Below are 26347 nucleotides of genomic sequence, written 5' to 3' on the forward strand. Positions count from 1 at the left end.
GTGGCAACATCGGAGCCCAAACCTTCCCCAAAACCTGGCTCGCCCCTGCCCCCAGGTCGGGATCCAGCGGCAGATCGGGTGAGGCTGCTCACGGAACTGGCCGCCCCCTACCGCAGTCTGCGGCGCTTTGTCTACCTGGCGGTGGGTTTTTCGGCCACCATCGGGGCATTTGTATTTTTCTTTCGAGCCTTGGCAGGGCGGGATCTGGAGACCACCCTGCCCAGCTTGGCCTTACAGTTAGGGATCCTGGCCGGCGCCCTCGGCCTCAACAGGCTGGAAAGCCACTCCCAGCAAAAGCTGGTCAGACGGATGAAGCAGCGCCTTAGCAGCCAAAAAGACTCGCCCCGTCCGCCCGAGGGCGATGCCCCGCTTTAGGGCAGGGACGGCTAGCCTGTCAATAGTCCCAGTCCCCTTGGCGGGGATCGGAGTCGTCTTCCTCGTCGGCGCTGGGAAGATAACGGCGGGCTTCCTGGGGCCACTTTTGGGCTATTTGGATGGCAAGAAAGGCCGCGAGAGCCACTAAAACTGCCAAGGTGAGAATTGGAATCGCCAGGATCACCACTGCGCCCAACACGTAGATGGCCACCTTGGGCAAGGAAGGATCCACCCTCCAGCCACGCCTGTACACCCAGTCGGTGAGCTGCCGATCCCAGCGGCGCAGGCGAGGTATGTTCTCCGCATAGATTTCCTGGAGAATGCCGGCCAAAACGGGCCCCAGGCGGTGCATTTGGCTTCGAGTTTGCCTTCTCCAATTCCGCAGCGAGCGTCCCATTCGTAGGATCCTTGCCCTGTCCTTCCTCAGGCAATCCTAGCCCAACCGCGAGGGCGACCTTCCCGTCGGCGCGGCAAGGGATCCCTGGGGATGTAAATTTTGTTTGAACATTTGGATCGCAGATCGGGGTGGTTTGGCAGGACTACAGTACACTGAAGGCACCCGTGCAGTGGTGTTGCTGCCACGCCCTTCGGTAAACCTTTTTTTAATCTTTCAAACAGCTCGACTGGAGAACGCTAATGGCTCACACGGTCAAGATCTACGACACCTGCATCGGCTGTACTCAGTGTGTGCGGGCCTGCCCTACTGATGTGTTGGAAATGGTGCCCTGGAAGGGGAACAACAAGGCCGGCATGATTGCCGCAGCCCCCCGCACCGAAGACTGTGTTGGCTGCAAACGCTGTGAGACTGCCTGCCCCACGGACTTCTTGAGCATCCGCGTCTACCTTGGCCCCGAAACCACCCGCAGCATGGGCTTGGCTTACTAAGCCATCGGCAGGTTGGGTTGCAATTTTCATTTGAGACAAGCCTTCCTACTTTCAGCGAAACAGCCTCTCTTCAGCCCCTCCTGGCTGGGAAAAAGTTGGGCGGGCTGTTGCTCTAGTGAACGGGTTTATCGGAGAGGAGGGATCCCTCCTCTTTTTTTCTTCAAGGGTCGAGGTAGAGCCGGTGTTGGCGAATGTAGTGCTCCACAGCAGGGGGCACCAGGTAGCGGATGGATCCCCCCTTTTGGATTTGCTGGCGCAGGTAGGTGGAAGAGAGCGTTAGGGTGGGGGCGTCCAGGATTGCTGCCCGGATGGGCAGCTTTGCGGCCACCGACCGCAGCACTTGGGCGGCGTCGCCGGCATCGATACGGGGGGCAACAATCCAATGGCAGAGGCGGGCCAATTCTTCCGCCTGGTACCACTGGGGCAGATCCCGCAGGGCATCCACGCCGATAATCCAATACCACTGGGTATCCGGCTGCTCTTGCATCAGGCTGCGCAGCGTCTCGATGGTGTAGGAGGGGCCGGGACGGCGGATCTCCAGGTCGGAGCAGGCAAAGCGCTCGTGGTCGGCAATGGCCAGCTTCACCATGGCCAGGCGATCGGCTTTGCTGGCGCCGGCGGCCAAGGGCTTGTGGGGAGGATCCCCTGCCGGCATCCACAGCACCTGATCCAGGTTGAACTGCCAGAGGGCCTGCTCCGCCATGATCAGATGGCCGTGGTGGACGGGGTTGAAGGTGCCGCCCAGAATGCCAATGCGGCGCTGCTGGGGATCCGGAGGGCTCATGGCTGCCGGCTGAGGTAGGTGATGGCATCCCGCAGCCAATCTTCTGTTGGGCGGCGGTGGGTGGGCAGAGCTTGCAGGGCAGCTTGAATTTCCTGAGTGCTGTAGCCCAGGGCCAGCAAGGCCATTTCCACCTCTTCTCGGATGGGCATGGGCGGCCCTCCGGCCAAGGGTTGATCCGCAACTCCCACCCCCTGTCGCCAGTGGGCCAGCTTGGTTTTCAGCTCCAGGGCCAGCCGTTGGGCCGTTTTATGGCCTACCCCCGGCGTGAGGGAGAGCAGGCGCACGTTTTCGGTCACCACCGCCTGCACCAGCTCCGGCAGGCTGAAGGTATTCAGCAGGGCCAAGCCCAAAGCCGGCCCCACCCCCGAGACTTTGATGAGTTCCACAAACAAGTCCCGCTCGGCTGGCGAGCCAAACCCGTACAACACCAGCTCGGTCTCTCGCACCACCAAGTGGGTAAACACCCGCACGGGCTCTCCGATGGGGGGCAGTTGCTTGAGAAAACGCGCCGGGGCCTTGACCCGATAGCCGATCCCCTGCACCTCAACGGTGAGGCTACTGCGCTCTCCCCATTCGATGGCGACGAGGTGGCCGCTCAAAAACGCGATCATGCTGCGAGTCCAATCCGTGTTTAGGATACGCTGCTCGGCTACAGCTCCAGAGTCGGCCGAGCAGAATCTAAAAGAATCTAGAATAAGAAAAGCTTAAATAACAAAAGCTTACAAGCGACCTCTATGGCTTCAACATCGGCATCGGCCACTCCTATCTCGGCACGCTGGATTTGGCGGGGGCAATCCGTCCATTACGTCAAACAGGGCGAGCAGGGGCAGCCTTTGCTTTTGGTGCACGGCTTTGGGGCTTCCACCGACCACTGGCGTAAAAACATTCCCGAATTGGCTCAACACTACCAGGTCTATGCCATCGATTTGCTCGGCTTTGGCCGTTCGGCCAAGCCCAACTGGGACTATCGCGCCGAGATCTGGCGGGATCAACTGCGGGATTTCTGTCAACAGGTGATCCGGCGGCCTGTGGTGGCCATTGGCAACTCCCTGGGCGGCTATGTGGTGCTCAGCCTGGCGGCAGAGTGGCCGGAGTGGGTGCGGGGGGTGGTGCTGCTTAACGGGGCAGGCGGCTTTTCCACGGTTAAGGGATCCCCATCTGGCTGGCGGCAATGGCTGGGTGGCCTGGTAGGCTGGGGCCTGCGCCAGCGCCTGGTGTCTTACCTATTGTTTCAGTATTTGCGGCAGCCGCGGGTGATTCGCTCCAAGCTGAAGCAGGTCTATTACGACCCGGCGGCAGTGACGGATCAACTGGTGGAAGACATTCATCGCCCCACGCGGGATCCGGGGGCTGCCGATGTGTTCGTGGCCCTGATGCGGGGCGGGCAGAAGGGGCGCTATGTGGACGAGCTGCTGCGCAGCTTGGTGCGCCCCCTGTTGTTGATTTGGGGCGAACGGGATCCCTGGATGCGGGTCCGCGAGCGCTCTAAGCTCTACCGGGCTCACTACCCTCAGGCGGTGGAATACTTCCTGGAGGCCGGCCACTGCCCTCACGATGAGCGCCCCGAAGAGGTCAACGCCCTGATCCATCGCTGGATCGAGCTGGGGATCCCGGCCACCACCTCTCCTCCCCTTTCCAAAGCAGCGCCGGTCTCAGACCTGCATCCTTAGCCTTGGGAGCTAGGCGGGCTTGACTGCCAGCTCCGGCGGCGGATCCCCTTCCAGGCCGATGGCGTACTTCAGCCATTCCCGATGGGATCCGCTGCCGACGGCTTTGGAGATTTCAAAGTAAAGGGTGCTGTGGGGGCGGCGGGGCTGGCGGAGCAAGGGCATGCCGGCCTCCCAAGGGGTGCGATTCCCTTTTTTCACGTTGCAGCGCACACAGGCGCTGACTACATTCTCCCAGGTATCTTCACCGCCGCGGGAGCGCGGGATCACGTGATCCAGGGTTAGGTCTTCGCCGTAACAGCCGCAGTACTGGCAGCGGTGCCCATCGCGGTAGAGGACATTGCGCCGCGTCAGGGGGATCTCCTTGTGGGGAACGTGAACGTAGTGGCGCAGGCGGATGACGGTGGGCAGAGGGATGTTGCCGTAGACTACTTTGCCATTGTGCTCGATTTGCTCGGCCTTGCCCTTGAGCAAAAGGACAACAGCTCTGCGCCAACTGGTGATGTTGAGCGGCTCGTAGGAGGCATTTAAAACCAAAACCTTGCCCATAGTGCTACGCACCGCTGACGAAATCCCCTACCGGATCTGAAAGGCGCCAGCTCTCTTGAAGTTACGCAAAATCTTAACACAGCTTTAGAGGCGAGGTAGCCCACTTCACTCCGGTAAAACCTCGGGTTCCCTTCCCTCTGCCGGCTCAGCACAACAGGATCCCGACGTGGTGGATCGAGATCCCGAGGCACTTTCTAGCCCTTGCTGTTAGAGCCGGCCCTAATCCCAGGCAGGGTGGGCTTCGGCTGCTGAGGCTGCTCCGGCTCGCGGCCGAAGTTGGTAATCAGAGTTAGAGATTGGGCTTTTTCAGCTCGATTTGCTCCCCGTCGGCCTCCCCAGCCGTCACCTGTAAGGTGGCCTTGCCGAGGTTATCCCGGAGATCCTCTGCCAAAAGACCGGAATCCCCCCAGGGGCAATCGGGCCTTGCGCCGGATCTGTCCTTTGGGATCATCTCAACCGGTTTCATTTGGTGAAGCTAAGCATCCCGGCTCTGGAGCAGGTTTTGCAACACCGGATGCAGTTGCTCTTGGATTTTTTGCTGCTGCCGAGGGATCTGACCCAGCACGGGGAGCCAGAAAACCACGCTTGGTTGGCAGAGCGGCTGGCCCGTTTACCTTTTCCGGCTTTTGTGGTGCCCGGCAACCACGACGTGCCCCAGCCCGAGGCATTGGCAGAGTTTCCCCGCTACTACCGAGCTTTTGGCTATGAGGACGGGCTTTCCACTTTCTTTCCACTTTCTAGGAATCCCCCCGAAGGGGGAAATCTACCCCCATTAAACCCACGCAGAGCAAGGAATGCAAGGCCCATTGTGGCTAGGAACGGGATCCCTCGATGTGGGAGTAGGGCTCCAGGTGGATGGTGACCCGCACCGGCCCGTAGCGCTGCTGCAGCAGTTGCTCCACCGCTTCGGTAAGGCGATGGGCCGACTCCACATCCAGCGGCTCCACCACCATGTGCATTTCGATAAAGATCATCTGCCCCGGGATGCCGCGGGAGGTGATGTCGTGGCAGTCGAGGATCCCGGGCAGGCTGAGAACCAGCTCCCGCAAGGTTTTGGGGGGGATAGCCACCCGGTCGGTTAAGAAGGGAACGTTTTCCCGCAGCACTTCCCAGCCGCTCCAGAACACCAGCAGCCCCACCGGCACCGCCAGCACCTGGTCCAGCCAAGGGATCCCCCAGAAATGGATCCCGGCCAGACCCAGCAATACCGTCAGGGTTACCCAGACATCGCTGAGGGTATGGCGGGCATCGGCCAAGAGCAGCGAGCTGGCCAGCGCCCTGCCCCAGAAACGTTCATAGACGGCCACGAAGAGGTTGATCCCCAGCACGCCCAGCATCAGCGTCAAGGTCAACCCCTCGATCCGGAGCTGCGGCGGCTGGGGTGCAAAAAACCGCCCCACCGCTGCGCTGAGGATCTCGAAGCTGGCCATGGCCAAAAGGGCAGCGATCCCCAGCGCTCCAATGGCCTCAAACTTGCTGCGGCCATAGGGATGGTCTTCGTCCGGCTCTGGCGAGGAAAAGCGGGCTGCCAGCAGGGCAAGAATGTTGCTGGCGCTGTCGGTAACACTGTGCAGGGCATCGGCCACCAAGCTGAGGGATCCCGTCGCCAATCCCAGGATCAACTTGACCGAAAACACCAAAAGATTGAGCCCTAGGGTGACATAGAGCACCCTCTGCACCTGGCGCTGACGGCGGCTGGCTATGGCAGCAGAATCGGGGAAGCTCACCGCTGGGGAGCCTCAGACCAAGCCGGTTCAGCTTTATTTTGCCACCGACTCCCCCTAGGGGCCGACCTTCTTCGAGGGGATAGGGAATGCGGGCCGGCGGGGTATTTTAGAACCAAGCACTGACGCGAGGGGGAGGCGGCCATGGACATGGCGGTCGTGGGAGCTGGCTATGTGGGGTTGGTAACCGGCGCCTGTCTGGCCCACCTGGGCCACAGCGTTATTTGTATAGACAACAACCCTGTCAAAATCGAAAACCTGCAGCGAGGTCGTCTGCCCATCTACGAGCCCGGCCTGGAAGAGCTGGTGCGGGAAGGCGCCGAGGCTGGCCGGCTGCACTTTACCACCGACCTGGGCCTGGGGGTGAAGGCCAGCGAAGTGATCTTCATTGCCGTGGGCACCCCGGCTTTGCCCAGCGGCGAGCCAGACCTGCGCTACGTAGAGGCCGTGGCGCGAGGGATCGGCCAGCACCTGGACAACCGCTACCGCGTCATCGTCAACAAGTCCACCGTGCCCATCGGCTCCGGCGACTGGGTGCGCATGCTCATCCTCGACGGCGCCGCCGAGGCTGTCCAGCAGCGCCTAAGCAGCCAACAGATGGCCCTGGCTGGGGGGGATCCCACCCCCTCCTCCCTGGCCACCCTGGACAAGTCTCCCTGGGTGCCGCCCTTCGACGTGGTGAGCAACCCCGAGTTTTTGCGGGAGGGCAGCGCCATCCACGATACCTTTTACCCCGACCGCATCGTGATTGGCTCCAACAGCCCCCGGGCCATCGAGATCCTGCGGCAACTTTACGAGCCCATCCTCAGCCGCCAGCAAGGCTTGGGCGGGGATCCCGTGCCCTTGCTGGTCACCGACCTGGCCTCGGCCGAGATGATCAAATATGCGGCCAACGCCTTCCTGGCCACCAAGATCAGCTTCATCAACGAGATCGCCAACATCTGCGAGCGCACTGGCGCCGACATCACCCAGGTGGCCGAAGGGATCGGCCTCGATAAGCGCATTGGCCGCGCCTTCCTCAACGCTGGTCTAGGCTGGGGAGGGAGCTGCTTTCCCAAGGATCTGGCCGCTTTGATCCAGACGGCAGCCGACTACGGCTATGAGGCCAAGCTGTTGCGGGCCACCGTCGAGGTCAACCGCGAGCAGCGGCAGCGCCTGCTGGAAAAGCTGCAGCAGGCCCTCAAGGTGCTCAAGGGCAAGACCATCGGCCTTCTGGGCCTCACCTTCAAGCCCCACACCGACGACCTGCGGGATGCGCCGTCCCTGACCCTCATCGAGCAGCTCCACCGGCTGGGGGCCAAGGTAAAAGCCTATGATCCCATTGTGTCGGCTTCGGGGATGCGGGAGGGCCTGGCCCACGTGGTGGTGGAAACGGACGTGTTCCGCCTGGCCCAGGATTGCGACGCCCTGGTGCTGGTGACCGAGTGGCCGGAGTTTTTGTCGCTGGATTACCGGCGCCTTGCCGAGCTGATGCGGCGGCCCCTCATCCTCGACGGCCGCAACTGCCTTGACCGGCAGGCCGTTCAGCAGGCGGGCATTACCCTGATTGGAGTGGGCTGGTGAAGATCCTGGTTACGGGTGGTTTGGGGTTTATCGGCTCCCATCTGGTCAGCCGTCTGCTGCAGGAGGGCCACACGGTGATCTGCCTCGACAACGGCTACACGGGGCGGGAGGAGAACCTGCAGGCCCACCGCAACAACCCTGCCTTGACCTTGCTGTGGCACGACGTGGCCGAGCCGTTGCCGCCGGAGCTGGAAAAAGCTGGCATCGAGCAAATCTACCACCTGGCCTGCCCTGCCTCTCCCCCCCACTACCAAGCGGATCCCATCCGCACCATCCGCACCGGCGTCTGGGGCACCTACCACCTGCTGGAGCTGGCCCAGAAAACGGGGGCCAGGTTCCTGCTGGCCTCCACTTCGGAAGTGTACGGGGATCCCCAGGTGCATCCCCAGCCGGAGGACTACTGGGGCCATGTCAACCCCATCGGCCCGCGGGCCTGCTACGACGAGTCCAAGCGCCTGGCCGAAACCCTAACCTTTGACTGGCAGCGGCAATACCAGACGGAGATCCGCGTGGCCCGCATCTTCAACACCTATGGGCCCGCCATGCGGGAAGACGATGGCCGTGTGGTCAGCAACTTCATCGTCCAGGCGCTGCGCGGCGATCCCCTCACCGTCTATGGCGATGGATCCCAGACCCGTAGCTTCTGCTACATCTCCGACCTCATCGAGGGCCTGGTGCGCCTGATGAACAGCCCTTATCCCGGCCCCTTTAACCTGGGCAACCCGCAAGAGTTCACCATCCTGGAGCTGGCCCAGCAGGTTTTGGCCCTCACCGGCAGCTCTTCTCCCATCGTCCACCGGCCTCTGCCCACAGATGATCCCAAGCAGCGCCGGCCCGATATCGGCAAGGCCCGCGCCCTGCTGGGCTGGGATCCCCAGATTCCTCTGCAGCTTGGCCTGGAGCTGACTATCCCCTACTTTCGCCGCCGGCTGGGCCTGGAGTAGAGGATCCCTCTTGTCCTGGCGGGGCAGGCAGGAGGGTGGGCAGAGCTCGACAAAACCGTCATAATACGGAGAGAGGCCGTCTTAAGCCTTCCATAACCTCTGCCTAGGTGGGATCCCTGTAACTTTGGATACTTACCCTTTGTCTCTCGAAGAGCCGACCACCTGCATCTCCCTGGAGTGCTATGGGCTGGGAGTGGAGAGAGAGCCTGTGGGCGCCTTTTTGACCGTGCTCTGGGGGGCCAATATGGGCATGACCTTTCCCTTGGGGGAAACAGCGGTAGTGGGGCGCAGCTCCCAGGCTGACATTCAGCTCTGGGATCACGCCGTTTCTCGGCAGCACTGTCGGCTGGAGAGAGAAGGGGGAACCTACATCCTCACCGACCTAGGCAGCCTCAACGGTACCTATGTCAACTGGCAGAGGGTAACTCGCCTTCCCTTGGCCGATAGGGATCGCATCCAGCTGGGGAATAGCCTCCTGCAGTTTGCCTACTATGACCGGCTGGAGGAGGCTTTCTTTTTCCAGGTCGCTGCCGCCGCTCTCTACGACCCGCTCACGGGGCTGCACAACCGTCGGTTTTTCCTAGAGCACCTGCAGAGGGAGATGGCCTTTGCCCGCCGCCATAGCTTTCCCCTCCACTTGCTTTACCTGGACTTGGACAACTTCAAGCTCATCAACGACCGCTGGGGGCATTTGGCCGGGGATCAAGCCCTGATCCAGGTGGCCCGCCAACTGCAGGATCAGGTTCGCCAAGAGGATCTGCTGGCCCGCATGGGGGGCGACGAATTTGCTCTCCTGGTGCGCGGGATCCCAGACTCTCAGATCCTGCAGTTGGCCGGGCGCCTGCAGCAGGCCGTCCAATCCCTTCCCCTACAGGGGGGAATTCCCCTCACCTGTAGCATCGGTGTCGCCTCTTTGCTCCGGCTTCCAGCAGAGACTTCTGCACAAAGCTTCCTAGCGGCAGCCGACCAAGCCCTCTACCAGGCCAAAAGGCAGGGGGGCAGCCGGGAAGTGTTGCTGTAGGTCTTAGGATCCTTCTACCAAGCTGGCGTAGGCCTCGGCGCTCATCGTGTCGTCGAGATCTTCCGGGTTGGTCATGCGCACCTTGATCAGCCAGCCATCGCCATAGGGATCGTCGGCAATGCTCTCTGGGCTGTCCACCACCGCTTTGTTCACTGCCACCACTTCCCCCGAAACAGGGGCATAGAGATCCTCGACCGCCTTAACGGATTCCACCGAGCCAAAGCTTTCGCCCTTTTCAATCTCTGTTCCTTCCTCGGGCAGGCCGACAAAGACAATATCCCCGAGCTGATCGACGGCATAAGCCGTGATCCCAATCACCGCAATGTCATCCTCAACGCGGATGTACTCGTGGGTGTCCACATAGCGCAGATGGGGCGGATACTCCAGGGCCATGCCGTTTCCCCTGCTAGAATTCAGTGGATTATTCTAGGGTGAACCCCTGGGGCTGGTAAAGCTCTCCCAACTTGACACCTAGAGGAACTCCATCAGCAGCCGATTCACGGTTTGCGGCGCCTCCTGCTGCGCCCAGTGGCCGCACTCGGGGATGTATTCTTTGCGAATGCCGTTGGGGAAAAAGGGATCCATTCCCTCGGTCAGCTCGCGGCTGAGGGCAAAGTCTTCCTCTCCCCAAATGAGCAGGGTGGGGGCGAGGATCTGCCGCAGGGGCTGTAAAAACAGGTTCTGCAGAGTGGGCAGGCTAAACAGGTGGCGGTAGTAGTTAAGGGCAGAGGTGAGCACCTTGGGTTTGGCGAGAGCCTCTTGGTAGATCTTCAGGTCGTGTCGGGTGAAGGCACTCTTGCGCACCGAGGTCTCTCGGAAGATGCGCTGCACCCAATCGCCCAAGTTCCACTGGAGCACCCACTCCGGCAGCCAGGGCAACTGGAAGAAAAACAAGTACCAACTGCGGCGCATCTGGTCCAAATTGGTCAGGAACTCCCGGCGAAAGCAAGCTGGGTGAGGAGAGTTGAGCACGGCCAGCTTGCGGATCTCGTCGGGGAAAAATTGCGCCCAGTGCCAGGCAATGGCTCCTCCCCAGTCGTGGGCCACCACTACCGCCCTCTTGGCCCCAAAGTGATCCAGGAGGCCGCGGACATCCGCCGTGAGGGTATCTAGGTCGTAGCCGTGATCCGGCTTGTCGGAATCGTTGTAGCCGCGTAGATCGGGGGCCACCACGCAAAACCGCTGCGCCAACACCGGGATCTGGTGCCGCCAGGAGTACCAAAACTCCGGGAAACCATGCAGCAAGATGGCCAGCTCCCCTTCCCCCTGGGTGACGTAGTGCAGTTGAATACCATTGGTGAGGGCATAGCCGTGCCGCCAGCTCCCCATCTTGGCGGCTACCTCAGCAGGAAGGCGTCGGATCCCTGCTTCTGTCATCTCGTCTGCTCTTTGGCCGAACCCATGATTTGGTATCCAACCATACTAACCTTTGTCGCTCTCTTGCTAACGGGGAGTTTAAGGCATCCTGGGAGAGAAGCTGCGGCTGCAAAGGTCAGATGAAAACTAACACAACATCCCCCCAGAAGATCGCCATTCTAGGGGCGGGAGCCTGGGGAAGTACGCTGGCTCTGCTGGCCCAGGCCCAGGGGCACCGAGTGCAGGTTTGGGACCGGCGCAAAGATCTGGATCTCAAAGAGGTGCTCCAGGGATCCCAAATCCTCATCTCGGCAGTCTCGATGGCAGGGGTGCGCCCCGTGGCCGAGGTTGTGCGCCAGGTGGGGATCCCACCGCAGGTTATTTTGGTCTCAGCCACTAAGGGACTGGATCCGCTCCAACTTTTGACTCCTGCCCAAATCTGGGGGGCTGCCTTCCCCAACCAGCCGTTGGTGGTGCTCTCCGGGCCTAACCTTTCCGCCGAGATCCGCCAGGGTTTGCCGGCAGCAGCAGTGGTAGCCAGCCGGGATCTCTGGGCAGCCGTGCAGGTGCAGCATGCCCTGGCTTCAGAGCGCTTTCGCCTCTACACCAGCAGCGATCCGCTGGGGGTGGAGCTGGGAGGCATCCTGAAAAATGTTATCGCCATCGCCGTGGGGGTGTGTGATGCGCTGCACCTGGGCACCAATGCTCGGGCTGCCCTGGTTACCCGCGGCTTGGCAGAGATGATCCGGGTGGGATCCCGCTTAGGGGCGCGGCCTGAGACCTTCAACGGCCTCTCAGGCCTGGGGGATCTGCTGGCCACCTGTCACAGTCCTCTGAGCCGCAACTACCAGGTGGGCTACGGGTTGGGCCAAGGTAGGCCTTTGTCCCAGGTTCTGGCTGAAATCGAGGGCACTGCCGAAGGAGTTTACACCGCTCCTGTCGTGGTCAAGATCGCCGCCCAACACAACATCCGGGTGCCTATCACCCAGGAGGTGCATCGGTTGTTGCAAGGACAGACCACCCCCACTGCTGCCCTGGCCAGGCTGATGGAGCGACAACTCACCTCGGAATAAGACCCTCACCCCCCTGCCCCTCTCCCTCTGGGAGAGGGGAGTTAGGGATAAACGTTGCATTGCTATTTGAAATGACCATAGCCGCAAATCCGCGGATGAGGAAAGGGGTTCTGCACCGTATCAGGATTTTTGCAGAGGGTTAGGGTACCAGAATGAGCCATTTGGCGGAGCTTTTTTCCCCAGAGTTTTTCTATGCTGTCTCTGTAGCTTCCCTGTTCGTTCCCGCATCAACTCGGCTCTCGGTTGTTCCAGGAAGCCGACGGCCAGCCCAAGGGATTGGGGGTTTCTTGTTTGCTTTTTTACGAAGCCACATGTCCAAACGCATCTTGGTGATTGAAGACGAACCCGCCATCCGCACCTATTTGCAGAAAGTGTTGCAACGAGCTGGGTACGACACTGTCGCGGCCAGCGATGGGGAGGAAGGATCACAGATGGTGCACGCTCTCCTGCCGGATTTGGTGTTGTGCGATGTGGTCATGCCCAAGCTGAACGGCTATGGAGTGTTAGATGCTGTGAGATGGGATCGGTCCACTGCCCACATCCCCTTTGTCTTTCTCTCCTCGAAAACCAGCCGAGAAGACATGGAAGAAGGGCTGCGGCTTGGCTCTAATGCCTACTTAACCAAGCCCATCGACCAAAATCACCTGTTGAGAGCAATCGCCGCCCAACTGCTCTGAACTCTTAGCTATAGCCATTTACTATTGGGATAAAACTTCCAGGGAACCGAGAAAAGTTTTCCGGATCCCTGCCGGCTGTAGCTAAGGGGTCAGCGCCTGGTGTCGCTGTCGCTGTTGCCGTTCCAGGGCCTCGAACAAAGCCTGAAAATTGGCCTCGCCAAAGCCCGTGGCCCCGCCTAGCCGTTGAATGACTTCAAAGAAAAAGGTGGGCCGACCAAAGAGGGGCTGGGTAAAGGTCTGCAGCAGAAGGGGGCGATCCTGGCCATCAGAAGCGGGCAGGGTAGCATCCAGAAGGATCTGCTGCTCCACCAGGTCTTGCCAGGAGATGGCCTGCCCAAGGGCAGAACGGAGCGCCAACCCCAGCTCCCTTTCCAGGCTGGTGTAGTACTGCGGCGCCACTTGCAAAAAGTCCACTCCCCCCTGCCGCAACCGGCGCAGGCTGGCAACAATGTCTGAGCTGTGCAGCGCCGCGTGCTGAATGCCCGGGCCGCCATGGGCATGCAAAAACTCCTGAATCTGGGAAGCGGCACAGGTGGGCTCGTTGATGGCCCATTGGATCCCCGCTTCCGGATCCCCCACCACCACGCTTTCCAGGCCGGAGGTGGCGGTGCCGATGCTGTAGCGGTACAGCCGCCGCCAGCCCAGCACCCGCCCATACCAGTCGGCTGCCGCCTGCAGGGATCCCTGCTCCACGTTCAACACCACGTGATCCCAGTGGGAAAACAGGCCCGCTTCGGCAGGGGCGGCATCCAAGGGGCCAGGGATCAGAGAATGCCGGATCCCGTAGGGGGTGTGGAGGCAGAGCGCCGCTGCTGCCGGGATCCACGCCAGTTGGGCGCCTCGGCCCCGCAACAGCTCCGCCAAGGCCGGTAGCTCCTGCTCTCCCACCGCCAAGGCCACATCCACCACCCCCGGCCCATGCCGCTGCAAATGGCGGTCCACCTCGTCCCCCGCCCGTGCCGGCTGAGACAGGCGCAAGCGCAGGGATCCCTGCTCCAGCTCCAGGGTGTTGCCGGCGTCGCTTGCCACCCGGAAGCCCCAAACCCGACAAAAGTGTTCCCGCCAACGGGGCAGATCCCAAAGGTAGAAGTGCAGGTGGTGGATCCCTTGGACAATTCGAATGGACGGGTTCATAGAAAACTTCATAGAAAACGCACTGCTAACGCGAACACCAGGTCTTCTGGTGGGGCAACCGGGGCTGCCCTACCTCAGCATAGGTCGGCCCTTCGGCGAGGGAAAAGGTCAAAACTCTTTCCAGCAAACTCTTAAGACAACATTAAAAAACACGGTTAAAAATGCGCCCACAAAAACATCTTCCCAGGGCAAGAGACTAAAATTGAAGTGGGCGAGGTGTAGGGCCAACATCTAAAAAAAGAAACAGCAGAGTTGCTAAAAGCTCTCCCTCAAGTGAGTGGCTAGACCTTCCCTTTTGCAAAGATTGTTGTAGCTTTTGGCAGCTGCTGAGGCGTCGCCTCGCCCTGTCGCCAGCCTATTGGCGGAGTTGTTAGGCGTAATAGCCGGGAGGATTGTTATGATAGCAAGCGCGCAGCGTTCTGTAGCTTTATCTACAGAATCGAAGGCCCAAAAAACCACAGAACGCAAAGTATCCGATCAAACGATTGGGAGAGATTTTCTGCCGGGACGGTGGCAACGCTGCATTGATGTCCGAGATTTTATTCAGCGCAATTACACTCCCCACACCGGCGACGAAAGCTTCTTGGCGCCGGCCAGCGAACGCACGCAGCGGCTGTGGGCCAAGGTTAAGGATTTGATGGCGCTGGAGCGGGAGCGGGGGGTTTTGGATGCCGACACGGACCTTCCTTCCAGCATCACCAGCCACCCGCCGGGCTATATCGACCGGGAGCTGGAGCAAATTGTAGGCCTACAGACCGACAAGCCCCTGAAGCGGGCCATTATGCCGTTCGGCGGCATCCGCATGGTGGAGACGGCCCTCAAGGCCTACGGCTACGAGCTGGATCCAAAGGTTAAGGAAATCTTTACCAAGTACCGCAAGACCCACAACGACGGGGTTTTCGACGCCTACACGGAGGAGATGCGCCGCTGCCGCCGCTCTGGCATCATCACGGGCTTGCCGGACGCCTATGGGCGGGGCCGCATCATCGGCGACTACCGGCGAGTGGCCCTCTATGGGGTGGATCGGCTGATTGAGGACAAGGAGGCGCAAAAAGCCAGCCTCGACCTGGACACGATGGATGAAGAAACCATCCGCCTGCGGGAGGAGCTCTCGGAGCAGATCAAAGCCCTACACGAGCTCAAGGAAATGGGGGCCAGCTACGGCTTTGACCTGGGCCGTCCGGCCAGCAACGCCCGCGAGGCCATCCAGTGGCTGTACCTGGCCTACCTGGCAGCCGTCAAAGAGCAAAATGGCGCTGCCATGTCCCTGGGGCGGGTCTCCACGTTCCTAGACATCTACATCGAGCGGGATCTGCAGGCCGGGATCCTCACCGAGGAAGAGGCCCAGGAGCTCATCGACCACTTTGTCATGAAGCTGCGCATGGTCAGGTTTTTGCGCACGCCCGAGTACAACGAGCTATTCAGCGGGGATCCCACCTGGGTTAGCGAGTGCATCGGCGGCATGGGCCTGGATGGGCGGCCTTTGGTTACCAAAACCAGCTTCCGCATGCTGCATACCCTCTACAACCTTGGCCCAGCGCCCGAGCCCAACTTGACCGTGCTCTGGTCGGAGCGGCTGCCGGAAGCCTTCAAGCGCTACTGCGCCAAGGTCTCCATTGAAACCAGCTCCATCCAGTACGAAAACGACGACTTGATGCGCCCCTACTGGGGAGATGACTACGGCATTGCCTGCTGCGTGTCGGCCATGCGCATCGGCAAGCAGATGCAGTTTTTTGGAGCGCGGGTGAACTTGGCCAAGTGCCTGCTCTATGCCATCAACGGCGGTCGGGATGAGATCTCCGGCGAGCAGGTGGCTCCTGCTTTCGCCCCCATCACCGCCGATGTCCTGGACTACGACGAGGTGTGGCCGCGCATGGCGCAGATGATGGCCTGGCTGGCCAAAACCTACGTCAACACCATGAACATCATCCACTACATGCACGACAAGTACTGCTACGAGCGCCTGGAGATGGCCCTGCACGACCGGGACGTGATGCGCACCATGGCCTTTGGGTTGGCCGGCCTGTCGGTAACAGCCGACTCCCTATCCGCCATCAAATACGCGCGGGTACGGGCCATCCGGGATGAGCGGGGCCTAGTGGTGGATTACGCGGTGGAGGGCGACTTCCCCAAATACGGCAACAACGACGACCGGGTTGACCAGATTGCGGTGCAACTGGTGCAGACCTTCATGGCGGAGCTGCGCAAGCACAAAACCTACCGCAATGCCATCCCCACCCAGTCCATCCTCACCATCACCTCCAACGTGGTCTACGGCAAGAAAACCGGCAACACCCCCGACGGGCGGCGAGCGGGCGAGCCCTTTGCCCCAGGGGCCAACCCCATGCACGGCCGGGACACCAAGGGGGCGGTGGCGTCGCTGGCTTCGGTGGCCAAGCTGCCCTACGACGACGCTCTGGATGGCATCTCCAACACCTTCTCGATTGTGCCGGCGGCCCTAGGTCGCACCGCCGAGGAGCGGGTTGCCAACCTGGTGGGGCTGCTGGACGGCTACATGCGGGATGGCGGCTTTCACCTCAACGTCAACGTCCTTAACCGCGAGACCCTGCTGCAGGCCATGGAGCACCCCGAGCTCTATCCCCAGCTCACCATCCGAGTGTCTGGCTACGCGGTGAACTTTATCAAGCTCACCCGCGAGCAACAACTGGATGTGATTAACCGCACCTTCCACCAACACTTCTAACGGAAAACGGCGGAGTGGGGGATCCCGGAAGGCTGCCCGTAGCAGGGTCGAGGGAAGGGATCCCCCAGCAAGGAGGTTCGATGAGCTATAGCGCTTTGGACTTGGTTAGAGACTACGCGGCAGGACAGCGAGATTTCCAAGGGATCGAGCTGCTCCAGGCCGACCTACAAGGGATCCACCTAGCCGGTGCCGACCTGCGCTCTGCCGACTTCAGCGGGGCCAACCTGGCAGGCGCCAACCTGCGGGGGTGTGACCTCAGCTTTGCCGATTTCACCGGCGCCAACCTATCGGGAGCGGATCTGCGGGGATGCCTGCTTTTCGGCACCGATTTCCGCGGTGCCCTCTTGGAGGGGGCTTTGCTGGATCACGCCGATTACGATGCCTATACCCATTTCCCAGCGGGCTTTGATCCGAAGGCGCATCGCCTACACAACATCTCGTCAGGTGTCTCCCAGTAGGCCCTTTGGGGTCTTTCCATCGGTTTTCAACTTAAGAAAACCCAGCCCAGGTAAACCCAAAGTCAAAGCCAGGGGGTGGGCAACGTAGCCAGCAATTTGGAAGAAAACCTCAAGATTAATTGATATTTTGCAAAAGCCATTGAGAATAGAAGTTATGGGTACCTCCCTCAACCCCTCGAGGCCGGTGACCGGCCGCATTCACTCGGTTGAAACCTGTGGCACGGTAGATGGGCCAGGGATCCGCTTTGTCATCTTCCTGCAGGGCTGTCCTCTGCGCTGTCTGTACTGCCACAATCCGGACTGTCGGGATCCCAATGCTGGCCAGGTGGTGACAGTGGACTCCCTCATGGCGGAGATCCAGCGCTGCCGCAATTACTACCTCAAAGGCGGGGGAGTAACGGCCAGCGGGGGAGAACCGTTAATGCAGCCCACCTTTGTGGCTGAGATTTTCCGCCGCTGCCATGAGTTGGGCTTGCACACGGCTTTGGATACCTCTGGCTATGTTCAACTGGAAGCGGCAAAACCTGTGTTGGATCATACAGATTTGGTGTTGCTCGATATCAAGTCTTATCTGCCGGAGCTGTATCGAAAGGTTACCGGCGTTTCGCTAGAACCCACTCTTAATCTGGCCCGCTATTTAGACCAGATCCACAAGCCTACCTGGATTCGTTTTGTGCTGGTTCCCGGCTTGACGGATCCCAAGGAAAACATTAAGGGATTGGCTGAGTTTGTAGCCACCCTATCCAACGTGGAGCGGGTGGAAGTTTTGCCCTTTCACAAGATAGGGGAATACAAATGGCAGCAGTTGGGTTTGCCCTATACCCTCAGCGATGTTCAGCCGCCTACTCCTGAACAGATCAACCACGCTTTGCAGATCTTTCGTGAGCGGGGATTGGTGGCAGTTTAGTTTATCGCCGTGGCGACAGCAACAAAACCGGAGCCAATCGTGACTTGCATTAGCCTGATCCCAAAGTTATCTCTAAAATTCTTAGGCTGCCTCCAAAGTAGCGCTAGGTTTAACTTAGTTGAACTTAGCAGGCTAAGAGCTTGCCAACTCTGGCAGTCGCAAAATAGAGGGAGAGCGATCCCCAGGGGGGTGCGCGTAATCTACCAAAATGGCATTCAATTTCAAGCCGAAAGCTGCGACCATCACACCCTCAGCGATCAGCCTTTGGTCAACCAAGGCCAAGACATAAGGCATCAAAGGGTTCTGGAAAAAGCTGTTGATGCTTGCATTATCCACAACACCCTTACCCATCCCCCAAAAATGACCGCCGAGATCCAGATCCTTACGTCTGTTGGCGCTTAGCCGGCCAGTGAGCCCGCTTGAGTCTTCCAGCAATTTCTAACTATTGCCTTAACTCTCAACAGTATGGATGTGATTTTGGAGGGATCCATCTATGCCTGTCACCAATCTCGAGGAACTGGAAGCTTTGATCCAACAGGTGAAAGCTGCCCAGGCTGAGTATGCCACCTTCACCCAGGAACAGGTGGATCGAATCTTTCACAAAGCTGCCCTGGCTGCCAACAACGAACGGATCCCGCTTGCCAAGCTGGCCGTAGAAGAGACCGGCATGGGGATTGTGGAAGACAAGGTGATCAAAAATCACTTTGCCTCTGAATACATTTACAACAAATACAAACACGAGAAAACCTGTGGCGTCATCGAGCGGGACGAGAGTTTTGGCTACGAGCGCATTGCCGAGCCGGTGGGGCTTTTGGCGGGCATTGTGCCAGTCACCAACCCCACTTCGACAACCATTTTCAAAGCTCTCATCACCCTGAAAACCCGCAACGCCATCATCTTTTCCCCTCACCCCCGCGCCAAACGATGCACCATTGCCGCGGCCAAGGTGGTCAAGGAGGCGGCTGAGGCAGCCGGTGCGCCTGTGGGGTTGATCGGCTGGATCGACGAGCCCACCATCGAGCTGTCTCAGGCTTTGATGCAACATCCGGAGGTGAAGTTGATCCTGGCCACCGGCGGCCCCGCCCTAGTCAAGGCGGCCTATTCCTCCGGCCACCCCTCCCTGGGTGTGGGGGCGGGCAACACGCCGGCGGTGATCGACGCCAGCGCCGACATTCCCACAGCCGTCAGCTCGATCTTGCTCAGCAAAACTTTTGACAACGGCATGATCTGCGCCTCGGAACAGGCGGTGATCGTGGTGGAGGCCGTTTATGAGCAGGTGAAGGCGGAGTTTTGCCATCGAGGGGCCTACTTTTTGGATCCGGAACAGACGCAAGCGGTGCGCTGCCTCCTCCTCAAAGACGGCCGCCTCAATCCGGCTATTGTCGGCCAATCGGTGCAGACCATTGCCGCTCTGGCCGGGATCCAAGTACCCGAAGGCACGAAGCTCCTGATTGGAGAAGTGGACAAGGTGGGGCCTGAGGAGCCGTTCTCCTACGAAAAATTGGCCCCTGTTTTGGCCCTCTACCGCGCCAAGGATTTCCACAGCGCTGTCGATATTGCCGTCCAAGTGGTCAATTTCGGTGGGCGGGGTCACACCTCTGTTTTGTATACCGATCCAGCCAATCGGGACGATATTGCCTACTTTGAGAATGCCCTACAAACAGGGCGGGTGCTGATCAACACCCCCTCTTCGCTGGGGGCGATTGGGGATCTCTACAACTTCAGGCTGGATCCCTCGTTAACGTTGGGCTGTGGCACGTGGGGGGGCAACTCCGTCTCGGACAATGTGGGGCCGCGCCACCTGCTCAACATTAAAACGGTGGCCTACCGGCAGGAAAATATGCTCTGGTTTCGGGTGCCGCCCAAGATCTACTTCAAGCCGGGATGTCTACCGGTGGCGCTGCGGGAGTTGGCCGGCAAAAAACGGGCTTTTTTGGTTACCGATAGGCCCCTCTTCGAGCTGGGCGTGCTGCAGGCGGTTACCCGGGTTTTGGACGAACTGCAGATCAAGTGGGATGTCTACCACGACGTGGAGCCGGATCCCACCCTCAGCGCCGTCAACCGCGGCCTGGAGCAGCTGCGCCAGTTTCAGCCGGATGTCATCATCGCCGTGGGCGGCGGATCCCCCATGGACGCGGCCAAGGTGATGTGGCTGATGTACGAGCAGCCCCAGCTGGAGTTTGAAGGCCTGGCAACGCGCTTTATGGACATCCGCAAGCGGGTCTACGAGCTGCCGCCGCTGGGGCAAAAGGCCCAACTGGTCTGCATCCCCACCACTTCCGGGACGGGATCCGAGGTGACGCCCTTTGCCGTAGTGACCGATGACCGGGTGGGGATCAAGTACCCCCTGGCGGACTACGCCCTCACCCCCAGCATGGTCATCGTGGATCCGGATCTCACTTTGAAGATGCCCAAGAAGCTAACCGCCTACGGCGGCCTCGATGCCCTTACCCATGCCCTGGAAGCCTATGTCTCGGTGATGGCCAGCGAGTTTACCGATGGGCTGGCGCTGCAGGCGATTAAGCTGCTGATGACCTACCTGCCGCGGGCCTACGAGAAGGGCGCCGAGGATCCAGAAGCCAGAGAAAAAGTCCACTACGCCGCCACCATTGCCGGCATGGCCTTTGCCAACGCCTTTTTGGGGGTGTGCCACTCCTTGGCCCACAAGCTGGGATCCACCTTCCACCTGCCCCACGGCCTGGCCAATGCCCTGATGATTACCCACGTCATCCGCTACAACGCCACCGACGCCCCCTTTAAGCAGGCCATCTTCCCCCAATACCGCTACCCCAACGCCAAGCACCGCTATGCCGAGATTGCCGATTACCTGCAGTTGGGCGGAGCCAATGATGATGAAAAGGTCATGCGCCTCATTGAGGCTATCGAGGAGCTCAAGCGGAAGCTGGGGATCCCGGCCAGCATTCGCGAGGCCCTCAGCGAGAGCGAGCAGGCGTTCTACGACCGTCTGGAAGCGATGGCGGAGCAGGCTTTTGACGACCAATGCACCGGCGCCAACCCCCGCTACCCCCTCATCCAGGACATGAAGGAGCTGTACATCTTGGCCTATCGGGGCTGCCGGGTAGAGGCTGCTCTCTACCACCAGCCGGAGCCGGCTCTGGCCTAAGAGCCGCCTTTCTGCTCCCAGCCAAAACGTGACCCCCACCCTGGCAACGGCTATGGCTACGCTGCACCGCCCCGATCCCAGCCTCGACATCTGGAAGGCCAGATCCCACCCCTTAGCTCCCATTTTTCTGCCCCGCTCGGTGGCAGTGGTGGGGGCAACAGAGCGCGAGGGCAGTGTTGGGCGCACGGTGCTGTGGAACCTCATTAGCCATCCCTTTGGCGGCACTGTCTACCCGGTCAACCCCAAGCGGCACCAGGTGTTGGGCATCCGGGCCTACGAGCGGCTTTCCGCCTTGCCCGAGCCGGTGGATCTGGCCATCATCGCCATCCCGGCAGCGGGGGTGCCGGCGGTTATCCAAGAATGCGTCGAGGCCGGAGTCAAGGGGGCCATTGTCCTCTCGGCAGGCTTTAAGGAAATCGGCCCGGAGGGGTTGGCCCTGGAAAAGACCATCCAACAGGCCGCCCGCGGCAAGTTGCGCCTAATTGGCCCCAACTGCCTGGGGATCCAAAACCCCCACACTGGCTTGAATGCCACCTTTGCCGCCCAGATGGCCCGACCCGGCAACGTGGGGTTTATCAGCCAAAGCGGGGCCCTCTGCACTTCAATCCTGGACTGGAGCCTGCGGGAAAATGTGGGCTTTAGCGCCTTCATCTCCCTGGGATCAATGCTGGATGTGGGCTGGGGGGATCTCATCGACTACCTGGGCCAGGATCCCCATACCCACAGCATCGTCCTCTACATGGAATCCGTCGGGGATGCGCGGTCGTTTTTGTCGGCGGCCCGCGAGGTGGCGCTGAGCAAGCCCATCATCGTCATCAAGGCGGGGCGCACCCAGGCGGCGGCCCAGGCGGCGGCCTCCCACACGGGATCCCTCACCGGCAGCGACGCGGTTTTGGATGCGGCCTTTCGCCGTTGTGGTGTGCTGCGGGTGGATCGCATTGAAGATCTCTTCGACATGGCGGAGGTGCTGGCCAAACAGCCTCGTCCCCAAGGGCCCCACCTCACCATCCTCACCAATGCCGGCGGGCCGGGGGTGCTGGCCACCGACGCCCTCATCCGCGCCGGCGGATCCCTGGCCCAGCTTTCTCCCCAAACCCTGGAGCAGCTCAACCAGATCCTGCCGCCCCACTGGAGCCACGGCAACCCCATCGATATCCTGGGCGATGCCGGCCCGGAGCGCTTTGCCCAGGCGCTGGAAGTGGTGCTGCGGGATCCCGCTAGCCAGGGCTGTTTGGTGATCCTCACCCCCCAAGCCATGACGGATCCCACGGCCACGGCTGAGAAAGTGGTGGAGACCTGGCGGCGCAGCGGATCCCGCCAACCCATCCTGGCCAGTTGGATGGGGGGAGCCCTGGTGGATGCCGGCGAGCAGATCCTCAACCAGGCCGGGATCCCCACCTACCGCTACCCAGACCAGGCGGCACGGGTGTTTAGCTACTTGTGGCGCTTTAGCGACAACCTCAAGGCCCTCTACGAAACTCCCACTTTGCCCCCTGCAAGAGCGGTCGAGCGGGATAGGGTGCACCAAATCCTCAGCCAAGCCCGGCAGCAAGGTCGCACGCTCTTAACCGAGGTCGAGTCCAAGGAGATCCTAGCCGCCTACGGGATCCCGGTGGTGCCGACGCGGGTGGCAGCAAGTTCGGAAGCGGCGGTGGAAGCTGCTGAGGCCATAGGCTACCCGGTGGTGCTGAAGCTTTACTCCCACACCCTCACCCACAAAAGCGACGTAGGCGGCGTGCAGCTCAACCTGCCCGATGCCGAAGCCATGCGGCGGGCCTACCAGCAGATCCAGACTAATGTTGCCGAAAAAGCCGGATCCCAGCACTTTCAAGGGGTGACGGTGCAGCCCATGGTTCCCACCAACGGCTACGAGCTGATCCTGGGCAGCAGCGAGGATCCCCAATTTGGGCCGGTGTTGCTCTTTGGCAGCGGCGGCCAACTGGTGGAGGTGTTTCAAGATCGCTCCATCGGCCTTCCCCCCCTCAACACTACCTTGGCGCGGCGCTTGATGGAGAATACCCTCATCTACAAAGCCCTCAAGGGGGTGCGGGGACGCCCAGCCGTCGATCTGGAGGCCCTGGAACAGCTCTTGGTGCGCTTTAGCCAACTGGTGGCCGAGCAGCGGGAGATTAAAGAGATCGACATCAATCCGCTGCTGGCTTCCAGCGAGGGCCTGCTGGCTTTGGATGCCCGCGTCATTTTGCGAACCGAGCAGGATCCCCAGGTGCCCTTGGCCATCCGCCCCTACCCCAGCCAGTACATCTGGCCCTTCCGCGACGGCATCACCATCCGCCCCATCCGTCCCGAAGACGAGCCTTTGGTGATCGATTTTCACCGCCACGTCTCCGATTACAGCGTCTATCTGCGCTACTTCCACCCCATCCAATACAGCGCCCGCATCGCCCACGAGCGCCTTACCCGCATTTGCTTTAACGATTACGACCGCGAGATTGCCTTAGTAGCAGAAAAACAGGAGCCAGAGGCCAATCGCGTCAGCGGGACGAAGTCCTTAATCCTCGGCATCAGCCGCCTCTCCAGAAAACATGGCTTTCCCCAAGAAGCAGAGTTTGCCATGCTGGTGGCGGATCCCTACCAAAGACAGGGGATCGGCACGGAGCTCTTGACCCGCCTCATTCAGGTGGCCCGCTGCGAAGGGATCCAGCGCCTGGCCGGCGAGGTGCTCAGCGAAAACGAGGGCATGCGCCGCCTGTGTAGGCGCTTGGGGTTCCAGTTGCTCCCCTCCCCAGAGGATCCCGGCCTCCTCAGGGCCACGTTGGATCTTGCTGCCGATGCAGCGCTCCCCACGCCCTGCCTAGGGAGCCCTGGCTCTAAAAACGGTTTACCGACCGGCTTACCGTAGAATAGATCCCTGACGCCCAACCTTCCCGCGCCTTTGGGGAGAGGGGTTGGGGGTGAGAAGCTTTTGGGGATGGCTGTGAACAGATTACCCATCGCGGTGGCCTGGTCGGCGAGAGTGGGGCGGTGGCTGGGGCTGGGATCCCTGCTCCTGGGACTTCTGCTGGGGCTGGGTGGCTGCGGCGGCGGGGCGGGATCCCAGGGGGAAGTGAGGATTCTGCTAGCTTCTTTTGCAGTGACCCGCGATGCCTACCGGCAGATCATCCCTGCCTTTGAGGCCCACTGGCTGGCCCAGACTGGACAACGGGTGCGTGTAGAAAGCAGCTACGCTGGCTCGGCAACGCAAGCGCGGGCGGTCATCGAGGGGCTGGATGCCGATGTGGTGGCCTTGGCCCTGGCTTTGGATGTGGAGCGCATCGTGGCTGCCGGTCTCATTCAGCCGGGGTGGGAAGCCCGTACCCCCAACCAAGGGATCGTTACCCGTTCGGTGGCAGTAATTGTAACGCGGGAGGGCAACCCCCAGGGGATCCGCTCTTGGCAAGATCTGGCTCGGTCCGGCTTGCAGGTGGTTACCGCCAACCCCAAGACCTCAGGGGGCGCCCGCTGGAACTTTTTAGCCCTCTGGAGCGCTGTCCCTGAACCCCAGGCTCTGGCCTTCACCACCCAGGTCTACAAGAATGTCCGCATTTTGCCGCGGGACTCACGAGAGGCCACCGATGTTTTTTTCCAGAAAGGGCAAGGGGATGCCCTGATTACCTACGAACATGAGGTGATCCTGGCGGGCTTGCGCGGCCAATCCCTGTCCTATGTGGTGCCCGACCCCAACATTTCCATCGACAACCCCGTAGCCGTGGTGGATGCCAATGTGGATCGCAAAGGTACCCGTGCCGTGGCCGAAGCCTTTGTGGACTACCTATTCACCCCAGAAGCGCAGCGGGCTTTTGCCGAGGTGGGCTTTCGCCCGGTGGAGCCGACGGTGGCCCAAGAGTTTGCCTGGCGTTACCCTCCTGTTGAGAAGCGGGTTACCGTCGCCGACCTGGGAGGCTGGGAGGTTGTCCAAAGCCGCTTTTTTGCCGATGGGGCCTTGTTTGACCGCATCCAAGCTCAGTTGTAGGGAGTCTCCCTTGTTTTGGATCCCCATTCTAAGTTATCTTGGGAGCTATATCAACGGTTTGTTGACAGGTTTACCGTAGATTAGCCGCGGGTTTAACTGCCCTCACCCTCTCCAGAAGACTCAGCCGGCAACCATCCAGCAACTTCTCAGGCAAACCACTAGCTAGGCAGAACCTATGGGTATCACCATCGAAGGGGTATCGAAGCGTTTTGGGCAGTTTCAGGCCCTTCACCCCACCGATCTCACCATTCCCACGGGATCCCTGGTTGCCCTCTTGGGGCCATCGGGTTCTGGCAAATCCACCCTGCTGCGCCTGATTGCCGGCCTAGAAAAGCCGGATACGGGGCGGATTTCCCTCACCGGGCGGGATGCTACCCATGCCAGCGTCCAGGAGCGCAACATTGGTTTTGTTTTTCAGCACTACGCCCTGTTCAAGCACATGACGGTGCGGCAGAACATCGCCTTTGGCTTGGAGATCCGCAAGGCTTCACGGGCCGAGATTCGGGCACGGGTGGATGAGCTGCTGGAGCTGGTGCAGCTATCGGGGTTCGGGGATCGCTACCCCTCTCAACTCTCGGGGGGGCAGCGGCAGCGGGTGGCCCTGGCCCGCGCTTTGGCGGTGGAGCCGCAGGTGTTGCTGTTGGATGAGCCCTTTGGGGCCCTGGATGCCAAAGTCCGCAAAGAGCTGCGCAAGTGGTTGCGGCGCCTGCACGATGAGGTGCATGTGACAACGGTATTTGTAACCCATGATCAAGAGGAAGCCATGGAGGTGGCGGATCAGATCGTGGTGATGAACCAGGGGCGGATCGAACAGGTGGGATCCCCGGCAGAAATCTATGACCATCCAGCTACACCCTTTGTGATGAGCTTTGTCGGCCCGGTCAACGAGCTTTCTCCCCGCTCCCAACTCTTTTGCCAGCTTCCCGAGGTGCAGGCCGGCCCGCATCAGCTTTTTTTGCGCCCCCACGATGTGCAGATTGAAGTTAACCCCAGTAGCAGCGGCGTCTCTGCTTGGGTGAAAGAGATCATTCACCTGGGGCGGGAGATTCAGGCAGAGCTGGTTCTGAGCGACGGCGGATCCCTGTGGGCCCATCTCAGCCGCGAGCAATATGCCAACCAACCCCTGCAGGTGGGGCAGCAGGTCTATGTGCGCCCCAAGGTGGTGAAAGCCTTTCCCGTCAAAAAAACCGAGATGACCGCAATGCCGGTGGGAGCTTGAGAAACGTTGCTGCAAGCTTTGTCTCAACTGTCTTGGCCGTGGCGGCTGACCCTGGGCTATCTCTTCTTGATGTTGATTCTGCCGCTGGCTGCCTTGATTGCCAAGTCCAGCAGCGTGGGCTGGGCGGAGTTTTGGCGGATCGCGACGGCTCCCGTGGCCCTCTCCGCCTATGAAGTTACTTTTGTAACCGCGTTGCTGGCGGCTCTGATCAAC

General features: G+C 60.6%; 25 protein-coding genes and 1 pseudogene. 18 read left to right on the forward strand and 8 right to left on the reverse strand.

Annotation, left to right across the window (positions count from 1 at the left end):
* Positions 1–375, forward strand: coding sequence for a DUF3493 domain-containing protein (locus NW846_RS07570; RefSeq protein ID WP_011429401.1), 375 nt, complete (start codon positions 1–3; stop codon positions 373–375).
* A 19-nt stretch (positions 376–394) separates the two neighbouring features.
* Here the strand turns inward: NW846_RS07570 and NW846_RS07575 are convergent, their stop codons facing one another.
* Positions 395–772, reverse strand: a complete 378-nt coding sequence (locus NW846_RS07575) for a hypothetical protein (RefSeq protein ID WP_011429400.1) — start codon at positions 770–772, stop codon at positions 395–397.
* 239 nt (positions 773–1011) lie between these two features.
* On the opposite strand from NW846_RS07575, the gene psaC reads away from it, so the two are divergent.
* On the forward strand, positions 1012–1260 hold the full coding sequence (gene psaC, locus NW846_RS07580; RefSeq protein ID WP_011429399.1) for a photosystem I iron-sulfur center protein PsaC: 249 nt from the start codon (positions 1012–1014) through the stop codon (positions 1258–1260).
* A gap of 160 nt (positions 1261–1420) precedes the next feature.
* Here the strand turns inward: psaC and nadD are convergent, their stop codons facing one another.
* Positions 1421–2044 (reverse strand): nicotinate-nucleotide adenylyltransferase, encoded by a 624-nt coding sequence (gene nadD / locus NW846_RS07585; RefSeq protein WP_011429398.1) that lies wholly within the window; start codon positions 2042–2044, stop codon positions 1421–1423.
* Positions 2041–2655, reverse strand: coding sequence for a Holliday junction branch migration protein RuvA (ruvA, locus tag NW846_RS07590; protein ID WP_414515672.1), 615 nt, complete (start codon positions 2653–2655; stop codon positions 2041–2043). Before ruvA ends, nadD begins: the two co-directional genes overlap by 4 nt.
* Before the next feature lie 123 nt (positions 2656–2778).
* Here ruvA and NW846_RS07595 point away from each other — a divergent pair, with 123 nt between their 5' ends.
* Positions 2779–3714: an alpha/beta fold hydrolase gene (locus NW846_RS07595; protein WP_011429396.1), complete on the forward strand. Its 936-nt coding sequence runs from the start codon at positions 2779–2781 to the stop codon at positions 3712–3714.
* A gap of 9 nt (positions 3715–3723) precedes the next feature.
* On the opposite strand, the gene NW846_RS07600 is transcribed toward NW846_RS07595, so the two are convergent.
* Positions 3724–4260, reverse strand: a complete 537-nt coding sequence (locus tag NW846_RS07600; RefSeq protein WP_099812453.1) for an HNH endonuclease — start codon at positions 4258–4260, stop codon at positions 3724–3726.
* Between the two features lie 514 nt (positions 4261–4774).
* Between NW846_RS07600 and NW846_RS07605 the strand changes: the two genes are divergently transcribed.
* Positions 4775–5122, forward strand: coding sequence for a metallophosphoesterase family protein (locus NW846_RS07605; RefSeq protein ID WP_228375496.1), 348 nt, complete (start codon positions 4775–4777; stop codon positions 5120–5122).
* Here NW846_RS07605 and NW846_RS07610 read toward each other — a convergent pair.
* Positions 5073–5987 (reverse strand): cation diffusion facilitator family transporter, encoded by a 915-nt coding sequence (locus tag NW846_RS07610; RefSeq protein WP_414346854.1) that lies wholly within the window; start codon positions 5985–5987, stop codon positions 5073–5075. The two genes, NW846_RS07605 and NW846_RS07610, sit on opposite strands and share 50 nt — an antisense overlap.
* A 141-nt stretch (positions 5988–6128) precedes the next feature.
* Between NW846_RS07610 and NW846_RS07615 the strand changes: the two genes are divergently transcribed.
* From NW846_RS07615 to NW846_RS07625, 3 genes are all read left to right on the forward strand, one after another.
* Positions 6129–7547, forward strand: a complete 1419-nt coding sequence (locus tag NW846_RS07615) for a UDP-glucose dehydrogenase family protein (RefSeq protein ID WP_414346855.1) — start codon at positions 6129–6131, stop codon at positions 7545–7547.
* Positions 7544–8491 carry a UDP-glucuronic acid decarboxylase family protein gene (locus tag NW846_RS07620; protein WP_414346856.1) on the forward strand — a complete coding sequence of 316 codons (948 nt, stop codon included), beginning with the start codon at positions 7544–7546 and terminating at the stop codon, positions 8489–8491. The genes NW846_RS07615 and NW846_RS07620 overlap by 4 nt, the downstream gene beginning before the upstream one ends.
* Before the next feature lie 139 nt (positions 8492–8630).
* Positions 8631–9512: a diguanylate cyclase domain-containing protein gene (locus tag NW846_RS07625; RefSeq protein ID WP_414346857.1), complete on the forward strand. Its 882-nt coding sequence runs from the start codon at positions 8631–8633 to the stop codon at positions 9510–9512.
* Positions 9513–9515: 3 nt separating this feature from the next.
* Here NW846_RS07625 and gcvH read toward each other — a convergent pair whose 3' ends face one another.
* A complete protein-coding gene (gene gcvH / locus NW846_RS07630; RefSeq protein WP_099812456.1) occupies positions 9516–9905 on the reverse strand; it encodes a glycine cleavage system protein GcvH in 390 nt (129 codons plus the stop codon).
* A 78-nt stretch (positions 9906–9983) separates the two neighbouring features.
* A complete protein-coding gene (locus NW846_RS07635; protein WP_099812457.1) occupies positions 9984–10889 on the reverse strand; it encodes an alpha/beta fold hydrolase in 906 nt (301 codons plus the stop codon).
* A gap of 119 nt (positions 10890–11008) precedes the next feature.
* Between NW846_RS07635 and NW846_RS07640 the strand changes: the two genes are divergently transcribed.
* Positions 11009–11941: an NAD(P)H-dependent glycerol-3-phosphate dehydrogenase gene (locus NW846_RS07640; protein ID WP_011429387.1), complete on the forward strand. Its 933-nt coding sequence runs from the start codon at positions 11009–11011 to the stop codon at positions 11939–11941.
* Positions 11942–12252: 311 nt separating this feature from the next.
* Entirely contained in the window at positions 12253–12618 is a 366-nt protein-coding gene (locus tag NW846_RS07645; RefSeq protein ID WP_414346858.1) for a response regulator, read from the forward strand.
* 81 nt (positions 12619–12699) lie between these two features.
* On the opposite strand, the gene NW846_RS07650 is transcribed toward NW846_RS07645, so the two are convergent.
* Positions 12700–13752, reverse strand: a complete 1053-nt coding sequence (locus NW846_RS07650; RefSeq protein WP_011429385.1) for a VOC family protein — start codon at positions 13750–13752, stop codon at positions 12700–12702.
* A gap of 397 nt (positions 13753–14149) precedes the next feature.
* On the opposite strand from NW846_RS07650, the gene pflB reads away from it, so the two are divergent.
* The 9 genes and pseudogenes from pflB to NW846_RS07695 all read left to right on the forward strand — a co-directional run.
* Entirely contained in the window at positions 14150–16456 is a 2307-nt protein-coding gene (pflB, locus tag NW846_RS07655) for a formate C-acetyltransferase (RefSeq protein WP_414515676.1), read from the forward strand.
* 80 nt (positions 16457–16536) lie between these two features.
* Complete coding sequence (locus tag NW846_RS07660; protein WP_414348404.1) at positions 16537–16914, forward strand: pentapeptide repeat-containing protein; 378 nt, start codon at positions 16537–16539, stop codon at positions 16912–16914.
* Between the two features lie 154 nt (positions 16915–17068).
* Positions 17069–17821 (forward strand): pyruvate formate-lyase-activating protein, encoded by a 753-nt coding sequence (pflA, locus tag NW846_RS07665; protein ID WP_414348406.1) that lies wholly within the window; start codon positions 17069–17071, stop codon positions 17819–17821.
* 189 nt (positions 17822–18010) lie between these two features.
* On the forward strand, positions 18011–18223 hold the full coding sequence (locus tag NW846_RS07670; RefSeq protein WP_414411138.1) for a hypothetical protein: 213 nt from the start codon (positions 18011–18013) through the stop codon (positions 18221–18223).
* Between the two features lie 91 nt (positions 18224–18314).
* Positions 18315–20945, forward strand: a complete 2631-nt coding sequence (gene adhE, locus NW846_RS07675) for a bifunctional acetaldehyde-CoA/alcohol dehydrogenase (RefSeq protein WP_414515679.1) — start codon at positions 18315–18317, stop codon at positions 20943–20945.
* A 52-nt stretch (positions 20946–20997) separates the two neighbouring features.
* Positions 20998–23805 carry a GNAT family N-acetyltransferase gene (locus NW846_RS07680; RefSeq protein ID WP_414515680.1) on the forward strand — a complete coding sequence of 936 codons (2808 nt, stop codon included), beginning with the start codon at positions 20998–21000 and terminating at the stop codon, positions 23803–23805.
* Between the two features lie 75 nt (positions 23806–23880).
* The gene (locus NW846_RS07685) at positions 23881–24915 is read left to right on the forward strand and encodes a sulfate ABC transporter substrate-binding protein (protein ID WP_414515682.1); all 1035 of its coding nucleotides are present in this window, start codon (positions 23881–23883) and stop codon (positions 24913–24915) included.
* Positions 24916–25090: 175 nt separating this feature from the next.
* Complete coding sequence (locus NW846_RS07690; RefSeq protein WP_414515684.1) at positions 25091–26134, forward strand: sulfate/molybdate ABC transporter ATP-binding protein; 1044 nt, start codon at positions 25091–25093, stop codon at positions 26132–26134.
* 6 nt (positions 26135–26140) lie between these two features.
* A pseudogene (locus NW846_RS07695) lies at positions 26141–26347 on the forward strand (sulfate ABC transporter permease subunit CysT); the annotation flags it as partial.

The sequence above is a fragment of the Synechococcus sp. W60.3 genome (genome assembly GCF_047502615.1).
Taxonomy (GTDB): Bacteria; Cyanobacteriota; Cyanobacteriia; order Thermostichales; family Thermostichaceae; genus Thermostichus.

Bases quoted from the DNA above. Each gene is read 5' to 3' on its own strand.
- pflB (WP_414515676.1), top strand. From the start codon at position 14,150: ATGATAGCAAGCGCGCAGCGTTCTGTAGCTTTATCTACAGAATCGAAG.
- NW846_RS07640 (WP_011429387.1), top strand. From the start codon at position 11,009: ATGAAAACTAACACAACATCCCCCCAGAAGATCGCCATTCTAGGGGCG.
- NW846_RS07605 (WP_228375496.1), top strand. From the start codon at position 4,775: ATGCAGTTGCTCTTGGATTTTTTGCTGCTGCCGAGGGATCTGACCCAG.
- NW846_RS07575 (WP_011429400.1), bottom strand. From the start codon at position 772: ATGGGACGCTCGCTGCGGAATTGGAGAAGGCAAACTCGAAGCCAAATG.
- NW846_RS07600 (WP_099812453.1), bottom strand. From the start codon at position 4,260: ATGGGCAAGGTTTTGGTTTTAAATGCCTCCTACGAGCCGCTCAACATC.
- NW846_RS07595 (WP_011429396.1), top strand. From the start codon at position 2,779: ATGGCTTCAACATCGGCATCGGCCACTCCTATCTCGGCACGCTGGATT.
- adhE (WP_414515679.1), top strand. From the start codon at position 18,315: ATGCCTGTCACCAATCTCGAGGAACTGGAAGCTTTGATCCAACAGGTG.
- NW846_RS07650 (WP_011429385.1), bottom strand. From the start codon at position 13,752: ATGAACCCGTCCATTCGAATTGTCCAAGGGATCCACCACCTGCACTTC.
- gcvH (WP_099812456.1), bottom strand. From the start codon at position 9,905: ATGGCCCTGGAGTATCCGCCCCATCTGCGCTATGTGGACACCCACGAG.
- nadD (WP_011429398.1), bottom strand. From the start codon at position 2,044: ATGAGCCCTCCGGATCCCCAGCAGCGCCGCATTGGCATTCTGGGCGGC.
- psaC (WP_011429399.1), top strand. From the start codon at position 1,012: ATGGCTCACACGGTCAAGATCTACGACACCTGCATCGGCTGTACTCAG.
- pflA (WP_414348406.1), top strand. From the start codon at position 17,069: ATGGGTACCTCCCTCAACCCCTCGAGGCCGGTGACCGGCCGCATTCAC.
- ruvA (WP_414515672.1), bottom strand. From the start codon at position 2,655: ATGATCGCGTTTTTGAGCGGCCACCTCGTCGCCATCGAATGGGGAGAG.
- NW846_RS07615 (WP_414346855.1), top strand. From the start codon at position 6,129: ATGGACATGGCGGTCGTGGGAGCTGGCTATGTGGGGTTGGTAACCGGC.
- NW846_RS07690 (WP_414515684.1), top strand. From the start codon at position 25,091: ATGGGTATCACCATCGAAGGGGTATCGAAGCGTTTTGGGCAGTTTCAG.
- NW846_RS07680 (WP_414515680.1), top strand. From the start codon at position 20,998: ATGGCTACGCTGCACCGCCCCGATCCCAGCCTCGACATCTGGAAGGCC.
- NW846_RS07635 (WP_099812457.1), bottom strand. From the start codon at position 10,889: ATGACAGAAGCAGGGATCCGACGCCTTCCTGCTGAGGTAGCCGCCAAG.
- NW846_RS07660 (WP_414348404.1), top strand. From the start codon at position 16,537: ATGAGCTATAGCGCTTTGGACTTGGTTAGAGACTACGCGGCAGGACAG.
- NW846_RS07645 (WP_414346858.1), top strand. From the start codon at position 12,253: ATGTCCAAACGCATCTTGGTGATTGAAGACGAACCCGCCATCCGCACC.